Annotated in this window: 20 protein-coding genes; 12 read left to right on the top strand and 8 right to left on the bottom strand. The window is 71.9% G+C overall.

The window, feature by feature from the left end:
* The first annotated feature begins 19 nt into the window (after positions 1 to 19).
* Positions 20 to 811, top strand: coding sequence for a methyltransferase domain-containing protein (locus tag MKD51_RS10800; RefSeq protein WP_240240309.1), 792 nt, complete (start codon positions 20 to 22; stop codon positions 809 to 811).
* A 102-nt stretch (positions 812 to 913) separates the two neighbouring features.
* Here MKD51_RS10800 and MKD51_RS10795 read toward each other — a convergent pair whose 3' ends face one another.
* The 5 genes from MKD51_RS10795 to MKD51_RS10775 form a co-directional block, all read right to left on the bottom strand.
* Entirely contained in the window at positions 914 to 1144 is a 231-nt protein-coding gene (locus tag MKD51_RS10795) for a hypothetical protein (RefSeq protein ID WP_240240308.1), read from the bottom strand.
* Positions 1144 to 3762: a valine--tRNA ligase gene (gene valS, locus MKD51_RS10790; RefSeq protein WP_240240307.1), complete on the bottom strand. Its 2619-nt coding sequence runs from the start codon at positions 3760 to 3762 to the stop codon at positions 1144 to 1146. The genes MKD51_RS10795 and valS overlap by 1 nt, the downstream gene beginning before the upstream one ends.
* A gap of 133 nt (positions 3763 to 3895) precedes the next feature.
* The gene (locus tag MKD51_RS10785; protein ID WP_240240306.1) at positions 3896 to 4072 is read right to left on the bottom strand and encodes a hypothetical protein; all 177 of its coding nucleotides are present in this window, start codon (positions 4070 to 4072) and stop codon (positions 3896 to 3898) included.
* Positions 4073 to 4076: 4 nt separating this feature from the next.
* A complete protein-coding gene (locus MKD51_RS10780; protein WP_240240305.1) occupies positions 4077 to 4748 on the bottom strand; it encodes a YigZ family protein in 672 nt (223 codons plus the stop codon).
* Between the two features lie 114 nt (positions 4749 to 4862).
* Complete coding sequence (locus MKD51_RS10775) at positions 4863 to 6215, bottom strand: MFS transporter (protein WP_240240304.1); 1353 nt, start codon at positions 6213 to 6215, stop codon at positions 4863 to 4865.
* Between the two features lie 77 nt (positions 6216 to 6292).
* Here MKD51_RS10775 and MKD51_RS10770 point away from each other — a divergent pair, with 77 nt between their 5' ends.
* Both MKD51_RS10770 and MKD51_RS10765 read left to right on the top strand, forming a co-directional pair.
* Positions 6293 to 6892 (top strand): TetR/AcrR family transcriptional regulator, encoded by a 600-nt coding sequence (locus tag MKD51_RS10770; protein WP_240240303.1) that lies wholly within the window; start codon positions 6293 to 6295, stop codon positions 6890 to 6892.
* Positions 6893 to 6940: 48 nt separating this feature from the next.
* The gene (locus MKD51_RS10765; RefSeq protein WP_240240302.1) at positions 6941 to 7795 is read left to right on the top strand and encodes a hypothetical protein; all 855 of its coding nucleotides are present in this window, start codon (positions 6941 to 6943) and stop codon (positions 7793 to 7795) included.
* Between the two features lie 4 nt (positions 7796 to 7799).
* Here MKD51_RS10765 and MKD51_RS10760 read toward each other — a convergent pair whose 3' ends face one another.
* Together MKD51_RS10760 and MKD51_RS10755 are read right to left on the bottom strand one after the other, a co-directional pair.
* Positions 7800 to 8654 (bottom strand): aminotransferase class IV, encoded by an 855-nt coding sequence (locus MKD51_RS10760; RefSeq protein WP_240240301.1) that lies wholly within the window; start codon positions 8652 to 8654, stop codon positions 7800 to 7802.
* A complete protein-coding gene (locus MKD51_RS10755) occupies positions 8651 to 9157 on the bottom strand; it encodes a hypothetical protein (protein ID WP_240240300.1) in 507 nt (168 codons plus the stop codon). The genes MKD51_RS10760 and MKD51_RS10755 overlap by 4 nt, the downstream gene beginning before the upstream one ends.
* A gap of 115 nt (positions 9158 to 9272) precedes the next feature.
* Here MKD51_RS10755 and MKD51_RS10750 point away from each other — a divergent pair, with 115 nt between their 5' ends.
* The 8 genes from MKD51_RS10750 (at position 9273) to ndk (ending at position 18336) form a co-directional block, all read left to right on the top strand.
* Positions 9273 to 10520, top strand: a complete 1248-nt coding sequence (locus tag MKD51_RS10750; protein WP_240240299.1) for a histidine kinase — start codon at positions 9273 to 9275, stop codon at positions 10518 to 10520.
* The gene (locus MKD51_RS10745) at positions 10508 to 11200 is read left to right on the top strand and encodes a response regulator transcription factor (protein ID WP_240240298.1); all 693 of its coding nucleotides are present in this window, start codon (positions 10508 to 10510) and stop codon (positions 11198 to 11200) included. Before MKD51_RS10750 ends, MKD51_RS10745 begins: the two co-directional genes overlap by 13 nt.
* Complete coding sequence (locus MKD51_RS10740; RefSeq protein WP_240240297.1) at positions 11197 to 12033, top strand: DUF4097 family beta strand repeat-containing protein; 837 nt, start codon at positions 11197 to 11199, stop codon at positions 12031 to 12033. Before MKD51_RS10745 ends, MKD51_RS10740 begins: the two co-directional genes overlap by 4 nt.
* Positions 12034 to 12111: 78 nt before the next feature.
* Positions 12112 to 12309, top strand: a complete 198-nt coding sequence (locus tag MKD51_RS10735; RefSeq protein ID WP_240240296.1) for a hypothetical protein — start codon at positions 12112 to 12114, stop codon at positions 12307 to 12309.
* A gap of 245 nt (positions 12310 to 12554) precedes the next feature.
* Entirely contained in the window at positions 12555 to 15851 is a 3297-nt protein-coding gene (gene ileS, locus MKD51_RS10730; RefSeq protein ID WP_240240295.1) for an isoleucine--tRNA ligase, read from the top strand.
* Positions 15848 to 17383 carry a folylpolyglutamate synthase/dihydrofolate synthase family protein gene (locus MKD51_RS10725; protein WP_240240294.1) on the top strand — a complete coding sequence of 512 codons (1536 nt, stop codon included), beginning with the start codon at positions 15848 to 15850 and terminating at the stop codon, positions 17381 to 17383. Before ileS ends, MKD51_RS10725 begins: the two co-directional genes overlap by 4 nt.
* Entirely contained in the window at positions 17380 to 17808 is a 429-nt protein-coding gene (locus MKD51_RS10720) for a DUF4233 domain-containing protein (RefSeq protein ID WP_240240293.1), read from the top strand. Before MKD51_RS10725 ends, MKD51_RS10720 begins: the two co-directional genes overlap by 4 nt.
* Before the next feature lie 117 nt (positions 17809 to 17925).
* A complete protein-coding gene (gene ndk / locus MKD51_RS10715) occupies positions 17926 to 18336 on the top strand; it encodes a nucleoside-diphosphate kinase (RefSeq protein ID WP_240240292.1) in 411 nt (136 codons plus the stop codon).
* Positions 18337 to 18366: 30 nt separating this feature from the next.
* On the opposite strand, the gene MKD51_RS10710 is transcribed toward ndk, so the two are convergent.
* Positions 18367 to 18987 (bottom strand): vitamin K epoxide reductase family protein, encoded by a 621-nt coding sequence (locus tag MKD51_RS10710; protein WP_240240291.1) that lies wholly within the window; start codon positions 18985 to 18987, stop codon positions 18367 to 18369.
* A gap of 42 nt (positions 18988 to 19029) precedes the next feature.
* On the opposite strand from MKD51_RS10710, the gene leuE reads away from it, so the two are divergent.
* Positions 19030 to 19713: a leucine efflux protein LeuE gene (gene leuE / locus MKD51_RS10705; protein WP_240240290.1), complete on the top strand. Its 684-nt coding sequence runs from the start codon at positions 19030 to 19032 to the stop codon at positions 19711 to 19713.
* Positions 19714 to 19776 lie beyond the last annotated feature (63 nt).

Genomic DNA, 19776 nt, shown 5'->3' with positions numbered 1-19776 from the left:
TGCGTCATAGAGTCAGGACATGTCCGCTGCAACCTACTCGCATGGCCACCACGCCTCCGTCGTGGGCGCGCACGCCGCTCGCACCGTCGCGAACTCGGCCGCCTATCTCTCGCCGCTGCTGGAGCCCGGCACGCGCATCCTCGACGTCGGCTGCGGCCCCGGCTCGATCACGATCGACCTCGCGCGGCGGGTGGGCGAGACGGGCCACGTCGTCGGGATCGATGCGAGCGCCGAGGTCGTCGAGACGGCGCGGGCTGCTGCCGCCCAGGCGCGCGTCGCGAACGTCGAGTTCCGCGTCGGCGACGCCTACGACCCGACGCCGGGGGAGCAGTGGGATGTCGTGCACGCGCATCAGGTGCTGCAGCACCTCGGGGATCCGGTCGCGGCGCTGGGCGCGTGGCGTGCGATCGGCGACCTGGTCGCGGCGCGCGAGGTGGTCTACTCGGCGACCACGATCCATCCGCTCACCCCGGAGCTTGCCCGCTGGCGCGAGCTGATGGTGCAGCTGCAGGGTGCCAATGGCGGCGACGGCGACGCGGGTGCGAAGCTCAAGTCCTGGGCCCGGTCCGCCGGCTTCACGAGCGTCGAGACCGACGTCGAGACCTGGTGCTTCGAGTCAGCGGCCGGCCGCGCGTTCTGGGGCGGCCAGTGGGTCGAGCGGGCGCTGCACTCGGCCTTCGCCGACGGCACCGAGCGGCACGGGCTCGCGGATGCGACGCAGCGGCAGGCGATCTCTGATGCGTGGGGCGCGTGGTCGCGCGACGAGGACGGCTGGATGGCGATGCTGCACGGGTGGATCCTGGCGCGCTGACAATCCTCGCTCGCTAAGCGTGTCGAGGCGCTGGTAGGCGGCCTTCGACACGCTCAGGCACCTGCGGTGCCGGAGCGGCTCAGGCAGCAGGGGCGACGGAGGTCACTGCTCGCGGGTGACCAGCACGTCGTCGCCATCGAGGCGGATGGTCGTGCCGTCGTCGAGCTCGACGACCGGCAGCCCCTCGAGGAAGGTCAGCGTCCAGCGCCAACTCGAGGTGTCGGCGCCCAGCTCGACGAGCGTGCGCTCCTCGTCGTCGATGGCCGCCCGCATCGCGGTCGGCACCGCCCGCGGCTGCTCGCCGCCGACCGCCCAGCGGGTGCCGATCTGCATCAGGCCTCCTCGAGCACGATCTCGCCCACCGCGAGCTCGTCCGCCTCCACGAGCGAGAGCTCGCTGATGCGGCCCACCGCCTTGAGGTCGCTCGCTGCCGCCTCCAGGTGCTCGCGCAGCGCTGCGGGGACGGCGATGATCGCGGAGGCGACCGGCGTCTTCTGGCTCGCCTTCGCATCCGTCTTCGCCCTGCGGATGCCGATGAGCGCCTGGCCGACGGTCGCGAGCATGCCGGTGGCGCCGTTGCCGAGCGCGTCGACGCCGCAGCCGAGCTCCTCGTCCGTCGGCCACGAGGCCAGGTGGATCGAGTCCTCGTGCGACCAGGACCAGACCTCCTCGGTCGCGAACGGCAGGAACGGCGCCAGCAGGCGCAGCTGCACGTCGATGGCGAGGCGCAGCGCTGCGATGGCCGAGCCGCGGCCCTCCTCGTCACCCGCGTAGGCGCGCTCCTTCACGAGCTCGAGGTAGTCGTCGCAGAAGGTCCAGAAGAACGCCTCGGTGACTTCGAGCGCCTTCGCGTGGTCGTAGCCATCGAAGGCGCGCGTCGCCGCGCGCACGACCGTGGCCAGCTCGGCGAGCATCTCGCGGTCGAGCCGCTCGGTGACCTCGCCAGGTGCGCCCTCCATCGCGAGCACGAACTTGGCGGCGTTGAGCACCTTCATCGCCAGGCGGCGCCCGATCTTGATCATCTTCGGGTTCTGCGGGTCGAGCGTGGCGTCGACCCCCAGGCGCGACGAGGCCGCCCAGTAGCGCACGCCGTCGGAGCCGTGGTCCTCGAGCATGCCGAGCGGCGTGACGACGTTGCCCTTCGACTTCGACATCTTCTTGCGGTCGGGGTCGAGGATCCAGCCCGAGAGCGCTGCGTGCTTCCAGGGCGCGCGGCCATCCTCGAACATCGAGCGCAGCAGGGTCGAGAAGAGCCAGGTGCGGATGATGTCCTGACCCTGTGGCCGCAGGTCGAACGGCGCGATCTGCTGCCAGAGCGCATCGCCGCCATCGGCGCTGTCGGCCCATCCGCCCGCGAGCTGGGGCGTGAGCGACGAGGTCGCCCAGGTGTCCATGATGTCGATCTCGCCGACGAAGCCGCCAGGGGCGCCGCGCTGCGATTCGTCGAAGCCCTCCGGCACATCGGACGTGGGGTCGAGCGGCAGCTGGTCGAGCTTCGGCAGCAGCACGCCGCCGTCGATGCGCTCGCCCTGCTCGTCGAGCCGGTACCAGACGGGGATCGGCACGCCGAAGAAGCGCTGGCGCGAGATGAGCCAGTCGCCGTTGAGGCCGTGCACCCAGTTCTCGTAGCGCGTGCGCATGTGCTCCGGGTGCCAGGCGACTTCGCGACCCAGCGCGATGAGGCGCTGCTGCAAGTCCTCGTCGCGGCCGCCGTTCTTGATGTACCACTGCAGGGTCGACACGATCTCGAGCGGCTTGTCGCCCTTCTCGAAGAACTTCACCGGGTGCGTGATCGTGCGCGGCTCGCCGACCGTGCGGCCGGCGGCCGCCAGCAGCTCGAGCATCGTCTTCTTGGCGCTGAAGACCGTCTTGCCCGCCAGCTCTGCATAGGCCGCCTTCGCGTCCTCCGACACCAGCGCCTCGGGGGCATCGGCCACGAAGCGGCCGTCGAAGCCCATCACGGAGCGGCTCGGCAGCTGCAGCTCACGCCACCAGATCACATCCGTCAGGTCGCCGAAGGTGCAGATCATGGCGACGCCGGTGCCCTTGTCGACCTGGGCGAGCTCGTGCTTGACGAACGGCACCTCGACGCCGAACACCGGGGTGGTCACGGTGGTGCCGAACAGATGCTGGTAGCGCTCGTCGTCCGGATGCGCGACCACGGCCACGCACGACGCCAGCAGCTCGGGGCGCGTGGTGTCGATGCGCAGATCGCCGTCCTCGCTTCCGAAGAGCAGCGTGTGATAGCTGCCGGGCTGCTCGCGGTCCTCGAGCTCTGCCTGGGCCACGGCGGTGCGGAACGTCACATCCCACAGCGTCGGCGCATCCGCCTGGTACGCCTCGCCGCGCTCGAGGTTGCGCAGGAAGGCGAGCTGGGAGGTGCGACGCGCGTCGTCCGAGATGGTGCGGTATGACTGCTGCCAGTCGACCGAGAGGCCGAGCGTGCGCCACAGGTGCTCGAAGCGCTCCTCATCCTCTTCGGTGAGGCGCTCGCACAGCTCGATGAAGTTGCGCCGCGAGACGGGCAGCTGGTCGCCGGGCTTCGAGCTCTTGCCCTCGCCGCCCTCCTGCGGGGGCGTGAAGTCGGCGTCGTAGGGGAGCGTCGGGTCGACCCGGACGCCGTAGTAGTTCTGCACGCGGCGCTCGGTCGGCAGGCCGTTGTCATCCCAGCCCATCGGGTAGAAGACGTGCTTGCCGCGCATGCGCTGGAAGCGTGCGACGACATCGGTGTGCGTGTACGAGAACACGTGGCCGACGTGGAGCGAGCCGGATGCGGTGGGCGGCGGCGTGTCGATCGAGAAGATCGCGTCACGGTCCAGCGGGGTGCCGTCGTGCCCGGCGCCATCGAAGCGATAGGTGCCTGCAGCCTCCCAGCGCTTGCCCCACTTCTCCTCGAGTCCTTCGAGGGCGGGGCGGTCGGGGATCGCGGCGTTGGCGGGCATGGCGCTCATGGCGTCTCGCTTTCGATGTGCGCGGCATCGCGTCTGCGCCGGTGGCTCCGGCTTGATGCCTGGTTGTGCTGGGAAGAGTCTACGGCGGATGCGTCAGGGGCTCGGTCAGCGCGTGACGACGGGCGCGGGTCGCTCAGGAGTCGCGACGGCGCAGCCGCCACTGCACGACCGCGGTGACCGCGAGCACCGCGGCGGCGATCCCGAACATCACGGTCGAGAAGGTGTCGGTCTGCAGCACTGCGGCCAGCGCGAAGCACGCGGCGGCGACGATAGGGATCCACAGCGGCGTGGGCTTGGGGGAGCGGGCCATGTCATCACGGTATCCGGCCTGCGGCCGACGACGCCCCCGGCGGCCGCTCGATCATCAGACCGCCACGTGCCTCGTGGGCGACGCCGAGCTGGGCGAGCAGCGCTCGCGCCGCGCGCAGGTGAGCGTCGTCGACCGTGAAGCGCAGGGCGGCGTCGCCGTTGTCGCCAGTGCCGCTGCCGGCTTGGCTGTAGTCGACCACCGGCTGGTGACCGGCGGTGCGCAGCGCGTGCTCGATGCGGGGCGCGTCGGCCATCGCCAGCCTGCCCCGCAGCTCGCTTGCGGGCACGCGCTCGAGCCTGCCAGCCGCATCCAGCGCCTGTGCGGCGATGCCGCCGTACGCACGCACGAGCCCGCCGGTGCCGAGCTTGACGCCGCCGAACCAGCGCACGACCAGCACCGCGACATCCGTGAGGTCACGGCCCGCGATGGCCGACAGGATCGGTGCGCCGGCGGTGCCGCCAGGCTCGCCGTCGTCGTTCGACCGGCTCGCCTCGCCGTTGCCGCCCGCGACGCCGGCGCTGCAGACGTGGCGGGCGTCCGGATGCGCGCGGCGCGCCGTGCGCACGAGCTCGGCGAGCTCGTCGAGCGAGTCGATGCGGTGCGCAGTCGCCACGAAGCGCGAGCGCGATATCTCCATCTCGGCGCTCGCGTGCCGCGCGATCGTCGACTTGGCCATGCGCCCATCCTCCACCTGGCGACAGAGATGTGGCGATGTGCTCGTTCATCGGGCGATCGGGAGCACATCGCCACATCTCTGCGTGGAGGGGCGGAGGGTGGAGGGGCGGCGCGCTCAGACCGGCTCGGGCACGAGCTCCCGGGTGACCGCCTGCGCGGCGTCGATGTCCTCGTCGCCGAAGCGACGCATCCGCTGCGCCATCACGGCGCCGACGAGCGTCAGTGCCGACAGCACGGCGAGCACGACGCCGGGGTGCCACCAGGCGCCGCCCGTCAGCACGCCGAGCTCGGCCGTCAGGTAGGGGATGAAGCCCGAGAGCACCGCGGCGAGCGCATAGGCGACCGAGAGCGCCGAGTAGGCGTGACGGCCGCGGAAGAGCTCCTGCATCGTGCCGCCCAGTGCGGCCCACGACGCGGTGGGCAGGATGCCGCCCACGATCATGAGCGTGACGAGCACGCCGAAGGTGGCGTCGCCGAGCAGCCAGTAGACCGGGAACGCGATCAGCAGCGTGCCGATGGCGCCCAGCCCCACGACGCGGGCAGAGCCGACGCGGGTCGCGAGCCAGCCGAAGAAGGGCACCGTGACGAACTGCAGCAGCCCGCCGATGGTCGCGGCGGTGAGCAGCTGCATCTCGTCGAAGCCGAGCGCCGTGACCCCGTAGCCCATCGTGTAGGTGTTCATGAGCGAGTAGGAGCCGATGCCCAGCAGCGCGACCAGGATCGCGACGCCGAAGGCGGCGGGCTGGGTGCGGATGGCTGCCCAGACGGGGTTCTTCTCGCGCTGGCCGGATGCGGCGAGCTCCTTGAACACCGGCGTCTCGTCGATCGACCAGCGCAGGTAGAGCGAGATCGCGATGAGCGGGATGGCGAGCAGGAACGGGATGCGCCAGCCCCACGCCGCCATCGCCTCGGGGCCGAGGCCGAAGAACATCGCGAGCATGAGCCCGCCGGCGGCGACCGAGCCGATGGGGGAGCCGAGCTGCGGCAGGGAGGCGAAGAAGGGTCGTCTGCGGGCATCGGAGTGCTCGGTCGCGAGCAGCACCGCGCCACCCCACTCGCCGCCGAGCGAGAGGCCCTGCACGATGCGCAGCAGCACGAGCGCGACGGCCCCGAACATGGCCCAGCCCTCGCCGGTGGGCAGCAGGCCGACGAGCCCGGTCGCGACGCCCATGAGCGTGATCGTGATGAGGAGCGTCGAGCGGCGCCCCATGCGGTCGCCGAGGTGGCCGAAGAGCACGGCGCCGATCGGGCGCACGACGAACGCGATGCCGATGGTCGCGAACGAGGCGAGCAGCGCTCCCGTGGTGCCGAGCGACGAGAAGAAGAAGGGGCCGGCGAAGAACGCGGCGAAGTAGGAGTAGGTGTAGAAGTCGTAGGACTCGAGCGCGGTGCCGACGGTCGCGGCGGCGGCGACCCGGCGGGTCGCGGTGTGCGGCCGCTCTGGGACGGGCGCAGTATGGGTGGTCACGGGTGCTCCTCAGCGGGTGCCGGTGTCGGCGCAGATATCAATACCGAGTGCAACAATAGTCCGCAGGAGGGATTCCCATGGCATCGAGAGGACCGGGTCGGCCGCGCGCGTCGAGCGCCGCGACGATCCACGAGGCTGCGCTCGAGCTCTTCCTCGAGCACGGCTTCGAGGCGGTGAGCGTCGACGACATCGCTCGTCGCGCCGGCGTCTCGCGCGGCACCGTCTTCTCCTACTGCGACTCGAAGGCCGACGCCCTCTGGGTGGGGCTCGACGCGGCGATCGCGCTGGCCGGCGACGCTGTCGCCACCGGGGAGGGGGATGCGCTGCGCCGGCTCGTCGACGCCATCGCATGCGCGGTCGAGCCCTGGGGCACGACGCCGCCGGCCGCGCTGCGCGACGCGCAGGCGATGGGAGCGGTGGAGGCGCTGCGCGACGGCGCGCCCGCGCGCCTGCAGCCGCTCATCGACCGAGCTGCGCTCGCGCTGGCGCTGGAGCGCGATGCGCTGCCGGAGTCGACGGATGCGGCGGTGGCGCCGGTCGCGATCGTCGCCGCGGCATGCGCTGCGCTGGTCGCCTGGACGCGCACCCCCGCGCGCGCCGCAGCGGCGACGGCCGTGCGCGCCGCGATCGAGCCGCTCGCCGCAGCATCACGAATGGGCAACGATCCGGCGCTCTGATCGCCGCGCCTCACTCGAACGACGCCCCGGCGGGCGGATCATGGGGCCATGAGGCGCGGACCTCGGATGGTCACGGTCGCCGCGGCAGCAGTGACGGTCGCGACGATGGTCGGCTGCGGCCTCGTGTCGGGCCCGCCGGAGACACCGCCGGCGTCCCCGCCCCCTTCGCCGGATCCGCAGGTCGCGGTCGTCGCCCCGCCGCCCGGTGTGGTGCTGCAGCCGCTGTCGCCGCCGATCGAGGTGCCCGAGCCGGCGGTGCCGACCGTGCAGGGGCCGTACGTGCCGCCGTCCGTCACCACCGCATCCGAGCATCCGAGCCCGACGCCAGCGCCGAGCCCCGTGTCGAGCCCGCCGACGCCCACGACCTCGCCCCCTCCGACGCTGCCGGCGAGCCTCATCGCGCTGCTGCCCGCCGCCGCCGAGCTGCCGTCCCTGACGTGGCGCGGCGACGACGGCGAGCAGCGCGCCGAGTGGTCGGAGTTCGCCCCACCCCTGCGCGTCGACCCGGCGCTGGCCATCGCGCACGTGGCGGCCGCGCGGCAGTCGGATCCCGCGTGCGGCGATCCCGACGCTGTCGACGGCGCGGCGATCGACGCCGCAGCCATGACGTTCACCGCCGATCCCGCACCGGGCGGCCCCTTCGAGCTCGTGGTGCTGCGCTATCCCTCGGCGCTGGCCGCGACCGACGCGCTCGAGGCGCTGCAGGCGCTCGGCGCGGCCTGCGAGGGCGTGAGGACCGATGCCGGGGTGCTGGGCGCGGGCGATGATGGTGCCGTTGTGCTGCGCTCGGCTGCAGCGGTGCTCGTGGTCGAAGCGGCCGCGCTCGACGCGCTGCTCGTCGCCGTGCTGCACCGGGGCGCGCCCGCGCAGGCCGTCGCGACGCTGCTCGCCTCGACGCGGTAGCCGCTCAGACGTCGAGCAGCCGACGCACGGTCTCGTCGAGCGGAGAGCTCGGCAGCGGCTGCCCGTCGACGCTCGTGACGCGTGCCAGCAGCCGGCCCGAGGAGAGCAGCCACGCGCCGTCGCTCGACCGCAGGTCGTCGGGCGTGAGGGATGCGAACGACACGACGATGCCGGCCGCCGGCGCCTCCCGCATGAGGTGCTCGAGGGTGATCGAGGCGAGGATGCCGTCCTGTCGCGGCGTCTGCAGCTGCCCGCCGCGATCGACGACGAGCGTCGAGGTGGGGCCCTCGAGCAGCGCTCCTGCGGGAGAGACGAAGACCACGTCGTCGAAGCCGTGCGCGACCGCATGCCGCTTCGCCGCCATGTTGATCGAGTACGAGAGGCTCTTCGCGCCCGGCAGCAGCCACGGCATGGCAGCCACCTCGTCGCCGTCGTGCCCGCGGCCGAGCAGCGTGACGGAGACGCCCTGCTCGCGCTCGCGGGCTGCGGATGCGCCCAGCGGCGCCATGAGGGCGAAGGCCGTCGGGGTGCCGCCCGACTCGGGCCCGCGGGTCAGCACCAGCCGGATCAGGGCCTCCGGTGCCGCCGAGAAGTCCCAGGTCGCGACGAGCGCGTCGATCGCGCGCTCGTAGCCGGCGCGATCGGGCGCCGGCAGCTGCAGGATCGCGGCAGATCGCTCGAGTCGGTCGAGGTGCGCCCGACGGTCGCGCACGTGCGCTGTGCCATCCGCGTCCCGACGCACGAGGGTCGCGTCGAACACGCCGTCGCCACGCACGACGCCGAGGTCGTCGGCGCGCACGATCGGGTGCGCCACATCGACGATCGAGCCGTCCAGCAGCGCGAGCAGGGGCGTGCTCATGCTGTGCCCGCGCAGAACTCCTGGAGCGATGCGACCTGCTCGCCCAGCGCGGTGAGCGAGGTCATCGCGCGCTCGATGCCGCTCGTGTCGCCGGAGGCGATCGCGCTCTGCGCATCCTCGTAGATCGCGTTCCAGCCGCTCTGGATCTCGCCGATGCGCTCGAGCAGCGCAGGGTCGGTGATGCGCGTCTGCAGGTTGCCGACCCGCTCGGTGATCTGGCCGAGCAGCCCGACGGCGCCGAGCAGGTCGGTGGTGATCAGCTCGCCAAGCCGGCCGACGTCGGTCGCGATGCCCTGCACATCCGTCGTGACCTGCGCGCACTGCTCGGCCTGCGAACCCTCGCCCGCGGGGCCGCTGGGCGAGGGAGCGGGCTCGGCTGTCGCCGAGGGCGTCGGGGAGGGCGTCGGCAGCAGGCCGCAGCCGCTGACGAGCAGGCCCGCGGCAAGCACGAGGGCGACACCTGCGGAGCGAAGGCCGGGGGCGGTCGAGCGCTGGGAAGTCATGCGCCGAGAGTACTGCCGGCGGCTATGACGCAGCCGCCCGCGCTGGGGGGAAACCCCCGGAAGGCTTCCGGAGATCCGCCGGGCGCGCGACACCCGCGCGGCCTAGCGTTGGAGCATGCACCGCCCATGGTCTCTCGGCCCCCTCCTCGCCACCGTCGCGCACCTCGCGCTGCTCGGCAGCATCGGCATCCCCATCCTCATCACGATCGTGACGATCGTGGCGGTCGGGATCGGCACGCTGCTGCTGCTGGTCGGCTTCCTGCTCGTCGCGTTCGCGCTGCTGGCGATGCTCGGCGTCGCCTGGTTCGAGCGGGAGCGCATCGCCGGCCTCTACGGCGCGGATGTGCCGAAGGCAGTCTGGCGGCACTCGCACCGCACCGACTGGCTGCGCGTGCCGCACCGGCTGCTGCGCATCGCGGCAGACGGGCAGCACTGGCGGGCGATCCTGAGCTTCTTCCTCGCGAGCCTGTTCGGCGCCTTCACGCTGCCGCTGCTGACGCTCGTCGGCATCGGCATCCCGCTGGCGCTCGCAGGGCTCGGCGAGAGCGAGCGCGTCACCGTGCCGCTGACCGACATCCCCGTGCCCGTCGAGTGGGCGCCGCTCGTCGGCCTGCTCGCCTTCGTCGCCGGCCTCGCGGGCACCATCGGCCTCGCGCTCGCGCACCGCAACATCACGATCGGGCTGCTCGTGCCCGACGACCGCGCCCGGCTGGAGCAGGAGGCGCAGGATGAGCGCGACCGTCGCCACGGCGCGGTGCGTGCCGCGGACTTCGACCGCACCCGCATCGAGCGCGACCTCCACGACGGGGTGCAGCCGCGACTGGTCTCCATCGCGATGCAGCTCGGGATGGCCCGCGACAAGATCCAGAGCGATCCCCTTGCCGCGCAGCAGCTGATCGAGGAGGCGCACGCCTCGTCGAAGTCGGCGGTCACCGAGCTCCGCCAGCTCGCCCGCGGCATCCACGTCGCCGTGCTCGACGACCGCGGCCTCGACGCCGCCGTCTCGGCGCTCGCGGCGCGCAGCGTGATCCCGGTCGAGGTCGACGCCCGCATCGAGGGCCGCTGCAGCCGGGACGCCGAGACCGCCGTGTACTTCGCGATCGCCGAGGCCATCACGAACGCCCAGAAGCACGCTCGTGCCAGCCGCATCCGCGTCGCCATCCGCACTCGCCGGCTGGAGGGCGGCAGCTCCTCCCTCTGGGCGCGCGTCGAGGATGACGGGGTCGGGGGTGCTGAGCGCCAGCCCGGCGGCGGCATCGACGGCCTCGCCCACCGCGTCGCCGGCGTCGGCGGCACCCTGACCCTGACCAGCCCCGCTGGGGGCCCGACTGCGATCGAGGTGGATGTCCCGTGCGCATCCTGATCTGCGAGGACAGCGTCCTCCTCCGCGAGGGCATCGTGCGCCTCCTGACCGACGCAGGCCACGACGTGGTCGCGCAGCTGCCGGACGCCACCGCGCTCGAGGCTGCGATCGCGGAGCACGACCCGGAGCTCGCGGTGCTCGACGTGCGCATGCCGCCGACCCGCACGAACGAGGGCATCCTCGCCGCGATCGGCATCCGATCGCGGGGCGAGCGGCCGCGCGTGCTGGTGCTCTCGCAGTACGTCGAGGAGCGCTACGCCGCCGACCTCATCGCCAGCGGCACTGCCGGCTTCGGCTACCTGCTCAAGGATCGCGTCGCCGACGTCAGCGACTTCCTCGCCGCGGTCGAGCAGGTCGCCGCAGGCGGCACCGTGCTCGACCCTGAGGTCGTCAGCCAGCTGCTCGCACGCCGCCGCCGCGACAGCCGCATGGAGCGGCTCACCCCGCGCGAGCGCCAGGTGCTCGCGCTCATGGCGGAGGGCTCGTCCAACCAGACGATCGCCGACCGCCTCTACATCTCCGCCGGCAGTGTCGAGAAGCACATCTCGGCGGTCTTCCAGAAGCTCGAGCTCGAGCCAGAGGACGGCAACCGCCGTGTGCTCGCGGTGCTCGCCCATCTCGACGCACCCGCGTCTTCCGACCAGCCCAGCGCGCCCGACGCCACCGGCGGCACCCGATGACCATCCCAACGCCCACCGCGACCAACCGGCCCGGCCGCTGGATCAGCATCCTCGTGATCGTGCTCGGCGCGATCGGCATCGTCTACGGCGTCGGCAGCGGCGTCGTGCGCGGCTTCTCCTCGCACGCCGCCACGAGCAACGGCTACACCGCCGATGCCGCCGGCGTGGAGGAGCTGCGAATCGACAGCTCCGCCGCAGCCTTCGAGATCCGCTTCGACGACGTCGACCAGGCACGGCTCGACGTCACGAGCGACGGCGGGCCGACCCAGGAGTGGCGGCTGAGCCGCGAGGGTTCGACCCTCGAGGTGGACACCGACTGGCGCTGGCACTGGTTCGGCTTCGGGGTGATCCTCGGCGACCGTGTCGGCGAGGAGCGCGCGGTGCTGACGCTGCCAGCCGCGCTCGAGCGGCAGGAGCTCGGCCTGGACGTGCAGGTCGCCTCCGGCAGCTTCGAGACGGCCGGCGACTGGGGCACGACCGCGATCGATCTCAGCGCAGGCGACGTCGACCTCACCGGCACCGCCGAATCGCTCTCGATCGAGGTCGCCGCGGGCGAGGCACGAATCGACGTCGCCACCACCGGTGCCGTCGACCTCGACGTCAGTGCCGGCCGCGTCGTCGGCGCGCTCACCGGCGAGCAGCCTGCCTCGATCGACGCCCGCGTCAGCGCCGGCAGCATCGAGCTGACGATCCCCGATGGCGAGTATGCCGTCACCGAGCAGGTCTCCGCCGGTGACTCCGAGGTGCGCGTCGTCGACGACCCGAGCGCCGCATCCACGATCGACGTCGAGGTCAGCGCCGGCCACGTGTCGCTCCGCGGCGACGCGCAGTAGCGACCGCCCGCCCGATCCGGCGGGCCCGTCCGACCGCACCATCCGCCCGCATCAGGCAGACGAGGAGCCGAGCAGCCCATGACCACCGCGCCCGCGAAGCCCAAGGGCATCCTCCGCACCGTCGTGCTGGCGCTGCTCGCCCTCGTCGCCATCGCCCTCGTCGTCTGGTTCGGCACTCGTCTCCTGCGCGTCGTCGTCGCCGACCCGAGCGCCGCATCCGTCACCCGGGTCGACGCGGCCGCCGCGCACGTGACGGCGCTCGGCGACTCGCGGTAGGATCGATGCACACGCACGGATCCGGCCATCACCGGGGAGCGGTCGGGAGAACCGCGGCCACGCACTGAGAGGTGCAGGGCCGCCCAGTAGATCCGAACGGGGCAGGCCCGTCACAGCCGCAGCACCTGGAGCATGAGCAGGCACAGAGCGGCGACCCGAGTCAGAGCGAGCGAGTCGCAAGTGGGGTGGTACCGCGCGAGAGCGTCCCCGCATCCGTCAGACCCGAGGATGCAGGAGACCCACGCGTGACCGAGCAGCAGCGCTACCCGCTTTCGAGCGACGAGCCCGTCGTCGCCAGCCCCGACCTGCCGTCGATCGAGCAGGGCATCCTCGCATTCTGGAAGGGCGACGGCACCTTCCAGGCGTCGATCGATCAGCGCTCCGGCTGCCAGGAGTGGGTCTTCTACGACGGCCCGCCCTTCGCCAACGGCCTGCCGCACTACGGGCATCTGCTCACCGGCTACGCCAAGGACGTCTTCCCGCGCTTCCAGACCATGCGCGGCAAGCAGGTGCCCCGCGTCTTCGGCTGGGACACCCACGGCCTGCCCGCCGAGCTCGAGGCCATGAAGCAGCTCGGCATCACCGAGAAGGCCGAGATCGAGGCGATGGGCGTCGACGTCTTCAATGAGAAGGCCCGCGCCTCCGTGCTCAAGTACGTCGACGACTGGGAGGCCTACGTCACCCGCCAGGCCCGCTGGGTCGACTTCGAGGGCGGCTACAAGACGCTCGACATCACCTACATGGAGAGCGTCATCTGGGCGTTCAAGACCCTCCACGACAAGGGCCTCGCCTACGAGGGCTACCGGGTGCTGCCGTACTGCTGGCGCGACGAGACGCCGCTGTCGAACCACGAGCTGCGCATGGACGACGACGTCTACCAGGATCGCCAGGACACCACCCTCACGGTCACCTTCCCGTTCACGGGGGAGCAGGCGGATGCCCTGGGTCTCCAGGGCGTGCGGGCACTGGCGTGGACGACGACCCCGTGGACGCTGCCGACGAACCTGGCGCTCGCGGTCGGCCCCGCGATCGACTACGCCGTCGTGCCGACAGGGCCCAATGGCACCTCCGCCGCGGAGGCAGGCGCCGGCTTCCTGCTCGCCGCCGACACGGTCGTGGGCTACTTCAAGGATCTCGGCTACGACTCCCCGGAGGAGGCCGTCGCTGCCGTCGCGCGAACGCTGACGGGTGCAGAGCTCGCGGGCGTGACCTACGAGCCGCTGTTCGACTTCTTCGCCGACGCCGAGATCTGGGGCACGCAGCACGCCTTCCAGATCCTGGTCGACGACTACGTCGCCACCGGCGAGGGCACCGGCATCGTGCACCAGGCGCCCGCCTACGGCGAGGACGACCAGCGGGTCGCGACCGCCGCGGGCATCCCGACGATCCTCTCGGTCGACGACGGTGGCCGCCTCCTCGACGTGGTCGCGCCGGTCGCCGGTCAGCAGGTCTTCGACGCCAACAAGCCGCTGTCGAAGCTGCTCAAGGACGCCGGTCGGGTGCTGCGCCAGGCCTCCTACGTGCACTCCTATCCGCACTGCTGGCGCTGCCGCAACCCGCTCATCTACAAGGCCGTCTCGAGCTGGTTCGTGCGGGTCACCGACATCAAGGCCGATCTGCTCGCCGCCAACGAGCAGATCACCTGGGTGCCTGAGAACGTCAAGCACGGCCAGTTCGGCAAGTGGCTCGAGGGTGCGCGCGACTGGTCCATCAGCCGCAACCGCTACTGGGGCAGCCCGATCCCGGTGTGGAAGAGCGACGACCCCAACTACCCGCGCATCGACGTCTACGGCTCGCTCGACGAGCTCGAGCGCGACTTCGGCGTGCGGCCGACCGACCTGCACCGCCCGGCGATCGACGCGCTCACGCGCCCCAACCCCGACGACCCGACGGGCGCGAGCACGATGCGCCGCATCCCCGACGTCCTCGACGTCTGGTTCGACTCCGGCTCGATGCCCTTCGCGCAGTTCCACTACCCGTTCGAGAACGAGGAGTGGTTCGAGGAGCACAGCCCCGCCGACTACATCGTCGAGTACATCGGTCAGACGCGCGGGTGGTTCTACCTCATGCACGTGCTGTCGGTGGCGCTGTTCGGCCGACCGGCGTTCAAGAACGTCATCAGCCACGGCATCATCCTCGGCGACGACGGCTTCAAGGCCTCGAAGTCGCGGCGCAACTACCCCGACGTGAACGAGTCGTTCGACACCTACGGCTCGGATGCGGTGCGCTGGAACCTGATGCAGGGCTCGATCCTGCGGGGTGGCAACTTCATCGTCTCGGAGGAGGGCATCCGCGAGGCGCTGCGGCAGTTCCACCTGCCGCTGTGGTCGACCTGGTACTTCTTCTCGACCTACGCCAACCGCGCCGCCGACGGCGCGCCCCATCTCGCCCAGCGCAGCACCGCATCCGCCGACGTGCTCGACCGCTACATCCTCGCGAAGCTGCGCGAGACGGTGGAGACGGTGACGGATGCGCTCGAGCGGCTGGATGCGACCGGCGCGACGTGGGCGGTGCGCGAGTTCCTCGACGTGCTCACCAACTGGTACGTGCGCCGCTCGCGCGACCGCTTCTGGGCGGGCGTGGCGGCTGATGGCAGCGGCACCGAGGCATTCGACACCTTGTACACGGTGCTCGAGACGCTCACCCGCATCGCGGCACCGCTCTCACCGCTCGTCGCCGAGGAGGTCTGGAAGGGCCTCACCGGTGGCCGCTCGGTGCACCTGACCGACTGGCCCGCGGTGGAGCAGGGCGCCGACGCGCTGCCTGCAGACCCCGAGCTGGTCGCACAGATGGATGCCGTGCGCGCCATCGCGAGCGTCGGCAACGCGCTGCGCAAGCAGGCCCGCAAGCGGGTGCGGCTGCCGCTGCCGACGCTCACGGTCGTCGGCGCCGTCGACGTGAGCGCCTTCACCGGCGTGCTGCGCGACGAGCTCAACGTGCGCGAGATCGTGCTCGAGGCGGCGGCCGAGGATGCGCTCGAGCGCTACGGCATCTCGCGTCGGCTGCAGGTCAACGCGCGCGCAGCAGGGCCGCGACTCGGCAAGGACGTGCAGCGGGCGATCCAGGCGGCTCGTGCTGGCGATTGGGCTGTCGTTCCCGGTCAGGGTGGGAGCGGCGACACGGTGACGGCAGGCGGCATCGCGCTCGCCGATGGCGAGTACGAGCTCGCGCTCGAGGTCGCCGACGAGACGGCGGCCGTCGGCTTCCTGCCCGACGGCGGCTTCGTCGTGCTCGACACCGCCACGACGCCGGAGCTCGAGGCGGAGGGGCTCGCGCGCGACGTCATCCGCGCCGTGCAGTCGGCACGCAAGGATGCCGGCCTCGACGTGAGCGACCGCATCCGCCTCACCCTCGGCTCCGACGAGCACGGGGTGACGGCGCTGGAGGCCAACGCCGAGCTGGTCGCTGGCGAGACGCTCGCCGTCGAGCTGGCGCTCGAGCGCGTCGACGACACCATGGGCGAGCTGGCCGACGGCCGCACGGCCCACCGGGTGGGCGACGGCTCACCGCTGGCTATCACGATCGAGAAGGCAGACGCATGAGCGACGAGCTGGAGCAGGGCACCGAGCAGGGCACGCCCGACATCGACGACCGCATCCTCGCCTCGCTCGAGCACGCAGAGGCGGCGGAGGCCGCCTATCAGGCGCTGCTCGAGCGGGCGGGCGAGCAGGCGGTCGAGCCGCGCATCGAGGCGACCCGCAGAGCCGTCGAGCTGCTGGGCGACCCGCAGCGATCGTTCCGCATCATCCACATCACCGGCACGAACGGCAAGGGCTCGACCGCCCGCATCGCCGATGCGCTGCTGCGCGCCCACGGGCTGCGCACGGGCATGCTCACCAGCCCGCACCTCGAGCGGGTCAACGAGCGCATCACGATCGACGGCGAGCCCGTCTCCGACGAGGCCTTCGCGCGCAACTACGAGGACATCGCGCCGTTCCTCGACCTGGTCGACGCCGAGCTCGCCGAGCAGGGCGAGCGCCGCCTCACCTTCTTCGAGGCGTTCACGGTGCTCGCCTTCGCGGTGATGGCGGATGCGCCGGTCGACGTCGCGGTGCTCGAGGTCGGGATGGGCGGCACGTGGGATTCCACGAACGTCGCGGACGGCGACGTGGCCGTCATCACGCCCATCGCGCTCGACCACACGAACCGGCTCGGCTCCACCGTGGAGGCGATCGCGCGCGAGAAGGCCGGCATCATCAAGCCCGACGCGATCGTGGTCTCGGCGCAGCAGCAGCCGGAGGCGCTCGCCGTGCTCGAGGCGAAGGCCTCGGAGGTCGGGGCGCGACTGCTGCTCGACGGCCGCGACTTCTCGCTGGTCGCGCAGTCGGTCGCCGTCGGCGGCCAGCTCGTCACCGTCAAGGGGCTCGCTGCCGAGTACATCGATCAGCTGGTGCCGCTCATGGGCGCGCACCAGGGCAGGAACGCCGAGCTCGCGCTCGTCGCCGTCGAGGCCTTCCTGGGCGGCGGCACGCAGCCGATGACCGCAGAGGTGCTCGCCGACGGATTCGCCGCGTCGACCTCGCCGGGCAGGCTCGACGTGATCGGCGCCGATCCGCTCGTGATCGCCGACGCAGCGCACAACCCGCACGGCGCGGCCGCGCTGCGCGTGGCGCTGGGGGAGTACTTCGGGCTCGAGCGCATCACGCTCGTGCTCGGCGTGCTCGCGGGCAAGGATGTCGCCGGCGTCCTCGCCGAGCTCGAGCCGGTGATCGACGAGCTGGTGGTGACGCAGTCGACCTCCGAGCGCGCGCTCGACGCCGACGCGCTGGCCGCGCAGGCCGTCGCCGTGCTGGGCGCCGACCGGGTGCTCGTCGAGCCCGACCTCTCGATGGCCGTCGAGGCGGCGCGCGAGGCCGCGGCCGACCGCTCCGGCGCCGTCGTGGTGACGGGCTCGATCACGCTGCTCGGCGACGTGATCGGCCACGCCCGCGAGACCGGCTGGCTGCTGCGGCCCGACGCCCGGCGGCAGGCCGCGACGGTGCAGCTCGACGCGCCCGACCTGGAGGCCGCCGTGCTGGAAGCCGCGGAGCTCGAGGCCGACGGCGACGCCGACATCGAGGGAGCGCAGCGATGAGCGACGAGCAGCGCGAGCCAGCGTCGGCGGCGCAGCCGGCGGCCGCCGCGCGCAAGCCTCGCCCGCAGCGCGGCGCGATGGAGTCGCTGCTGCGCATCATCCACGGCCTCGAGGTCGCCGGCATCGCCTTCGGCGCGCTGGCGGCCTGGGGCGTCTCGCGCGACTGGCCGCAGCCGCTCGCCTTCGGCGTGGTCGGCGTGCTGCTGGTGGCGACGATGTCGCCCCAGCGCCACGCCTGGGGCTGGATCGTCAGCCTCGTGATGCAGCTCGCCGTCGCTGCGCTCGCGTTCGTCGAGCCCGTCTGGGGCATCGTCGCGCTGGTGTTCATCATCCTGTGGATCTACTGCTTCGTGAAGGCGCGCGGCATCGAGCGCCGGCGCCGCGCCGCAGGCCTCGACCCGCGCGGCGCCCCCGGCGCTCCGTAGCCGCACGACAGAGATGTGACGATCGGCGCGATACGACCCGTTCATCGCGCCGATCGTCACATCTCTGCGTGCCGCGGAGGGGAGAAGCGGGGGTCGGTGATCGGTAGGGTTGCAGGCATGCAGACCACCCTCGTCCTCATCAAGCCCGACGGCGTCCAGCGTCAGCTGACCGGCGCCATCCTCGCCCGCATCGAGGCCAAGGGATACGTCATCACCGACCTGCGCCTCGTGCAGCCCGACAGGGCTCGCCTCGAGGAGCACTACGCCGAGCACCAGGGCAAGCCCTTCTTCGAGCCGCTCGTCGAGTTCATGCTCTCCGGCCCCTCCGTGGCGATCCGCCTCGAGGGCGACCGCGTCATCGAAGGCTTCCGCTCGCTCGCCGGCACGACCGACCCGACGACGGCCGCGCCCGGCACGATCCGCGGCGACCTCGGTCGCGACTGGGGCCTCAAGGTGCAGCAGAACCTGGTGCACGGCTCCGACTCCGAGGAGTCGGCCGCGCGCGAGCTCACACTCTGGTTCGGCTGACGCGACCGGCTGTCGCGACGGCCTCGCAGCTCAGAAGCCGCCGAGCAGGAAGCGGGGGATGCCCGGCAGCGCGATCATGATCGTCACGACCACGGTCACGGCGAGCACGAGCGAGGCCACCCATCCCCATGACGTGAGCTTCGCGAGCCCGCTCCGCATGCCGGCGGGCGACGGCAGTGCGCCGGAGCCGAAGCCCCAGGCCCACAGCGGGAACGACATGGCGTACATGGTCATCCAGACCAGGAAGCACCAGGGGCAGACGAAGCCGAGCACGAAGATCGACTGCTGCGCCAGGAACAGCACGAGCGCCATGCCGCCGAGCACGCCGATCGAGAAGACCGTCCACACCCAGCGGGGCATGGCGACACGACCCAGTGTGAGCGCCCCCATGATGATCGAGGCAGGGAACGCCATGAGGCCGATGAACGGGTTCGGGAACCCGAACAGCTCGCCCTGCTCCGACTCGATCGCGCTGGAGCAGTTCAGGAACGGATTGAGGTCGCAGCCGAGCGCCTCGTTCGGGTTCACCAGCAGCTCGATGCGCTCCACGGAGAGCGCGAAGGAGGCGAGCAGCCCCGTCAGCCCCGTGATGATCAGCAGCACGCCGAGCCAGACGGGCGCGGTGAAGCGGGTGGGACGAGTGTCGGTCATGAGGCCTCCTGGGTCTCATCCAACCATTGCAGGAGGGTGCCGATGAGCCTCGACGCCGCGACTCTTGCCGCATTCACAGCCGGCGTGGTCGTGATCGTGCTGCTGCCAGGGGCCAACAGCCTCTACGTCGTCGCCACCTCGCTGCGCGCCGGCCGCGGCGCTGGCTTCCGCGCGATGCTCGGCGTCTTCCTCGGCGACGCGATCCTGATGGTGCTCGCGGTGCTGTCGGCGCAGGCGCTCTCCGCCAACCCGATCATCTTCCGCATCCTCACCTGGGCGGGCGCGGCCTATCTCTGCTGGCTCGCGCTCGGGCTGGTGCGCAGCGCCTTGGCCCGCATCCGTGCCAAGCGCCAGCACCGGGCCGAGCCCGCGCCGACGGAGAACCCCACGCATCCGCCCACGGCGCCGAACCCGATCATCGCCCGGCCGCGGATCGCGCCGTTCCGCACCGCGCTCATCACGAGCCTGCTGAACCCGAAGGCGATCCTGTTCTTCGCCTCGTTCTTCGTGCAGTTCATCGACCCCGACTCGCCGACGCCGCTGGGCGACATCGCGGTGCTCATGGTCATCGCCGAGGCGATGTCGGCGCTCTACCTCGCGGCGCTCGTGCTGGTGGCCGCGCGCGTCGGCCGCAGCGTCGAGCCGCACGGCTGGCTGGCCATCGTCGGCACGTTCGTGGCGGCGGCCGCCTTCGTCGCGCTCGCCGTGCGCGTGGTGCTGCCATAGCCTCGGCGAGCTTGTGGGGTAGACTTCCCCGCAGCGCGCCCGACGGGCGCACGCACAAGTTTT

The organism is Agrococcus sp. ARC_14 (assembly GCF_022436485.1).
Lineage (GTDB): Bacteria > Actinomycetota > Actinomycetes > Actinomycetales > Microbacteriaceae > Agrococcus.
This window is presented reverse-complemented; position numbering and strand designations above follow the sequence as displayed.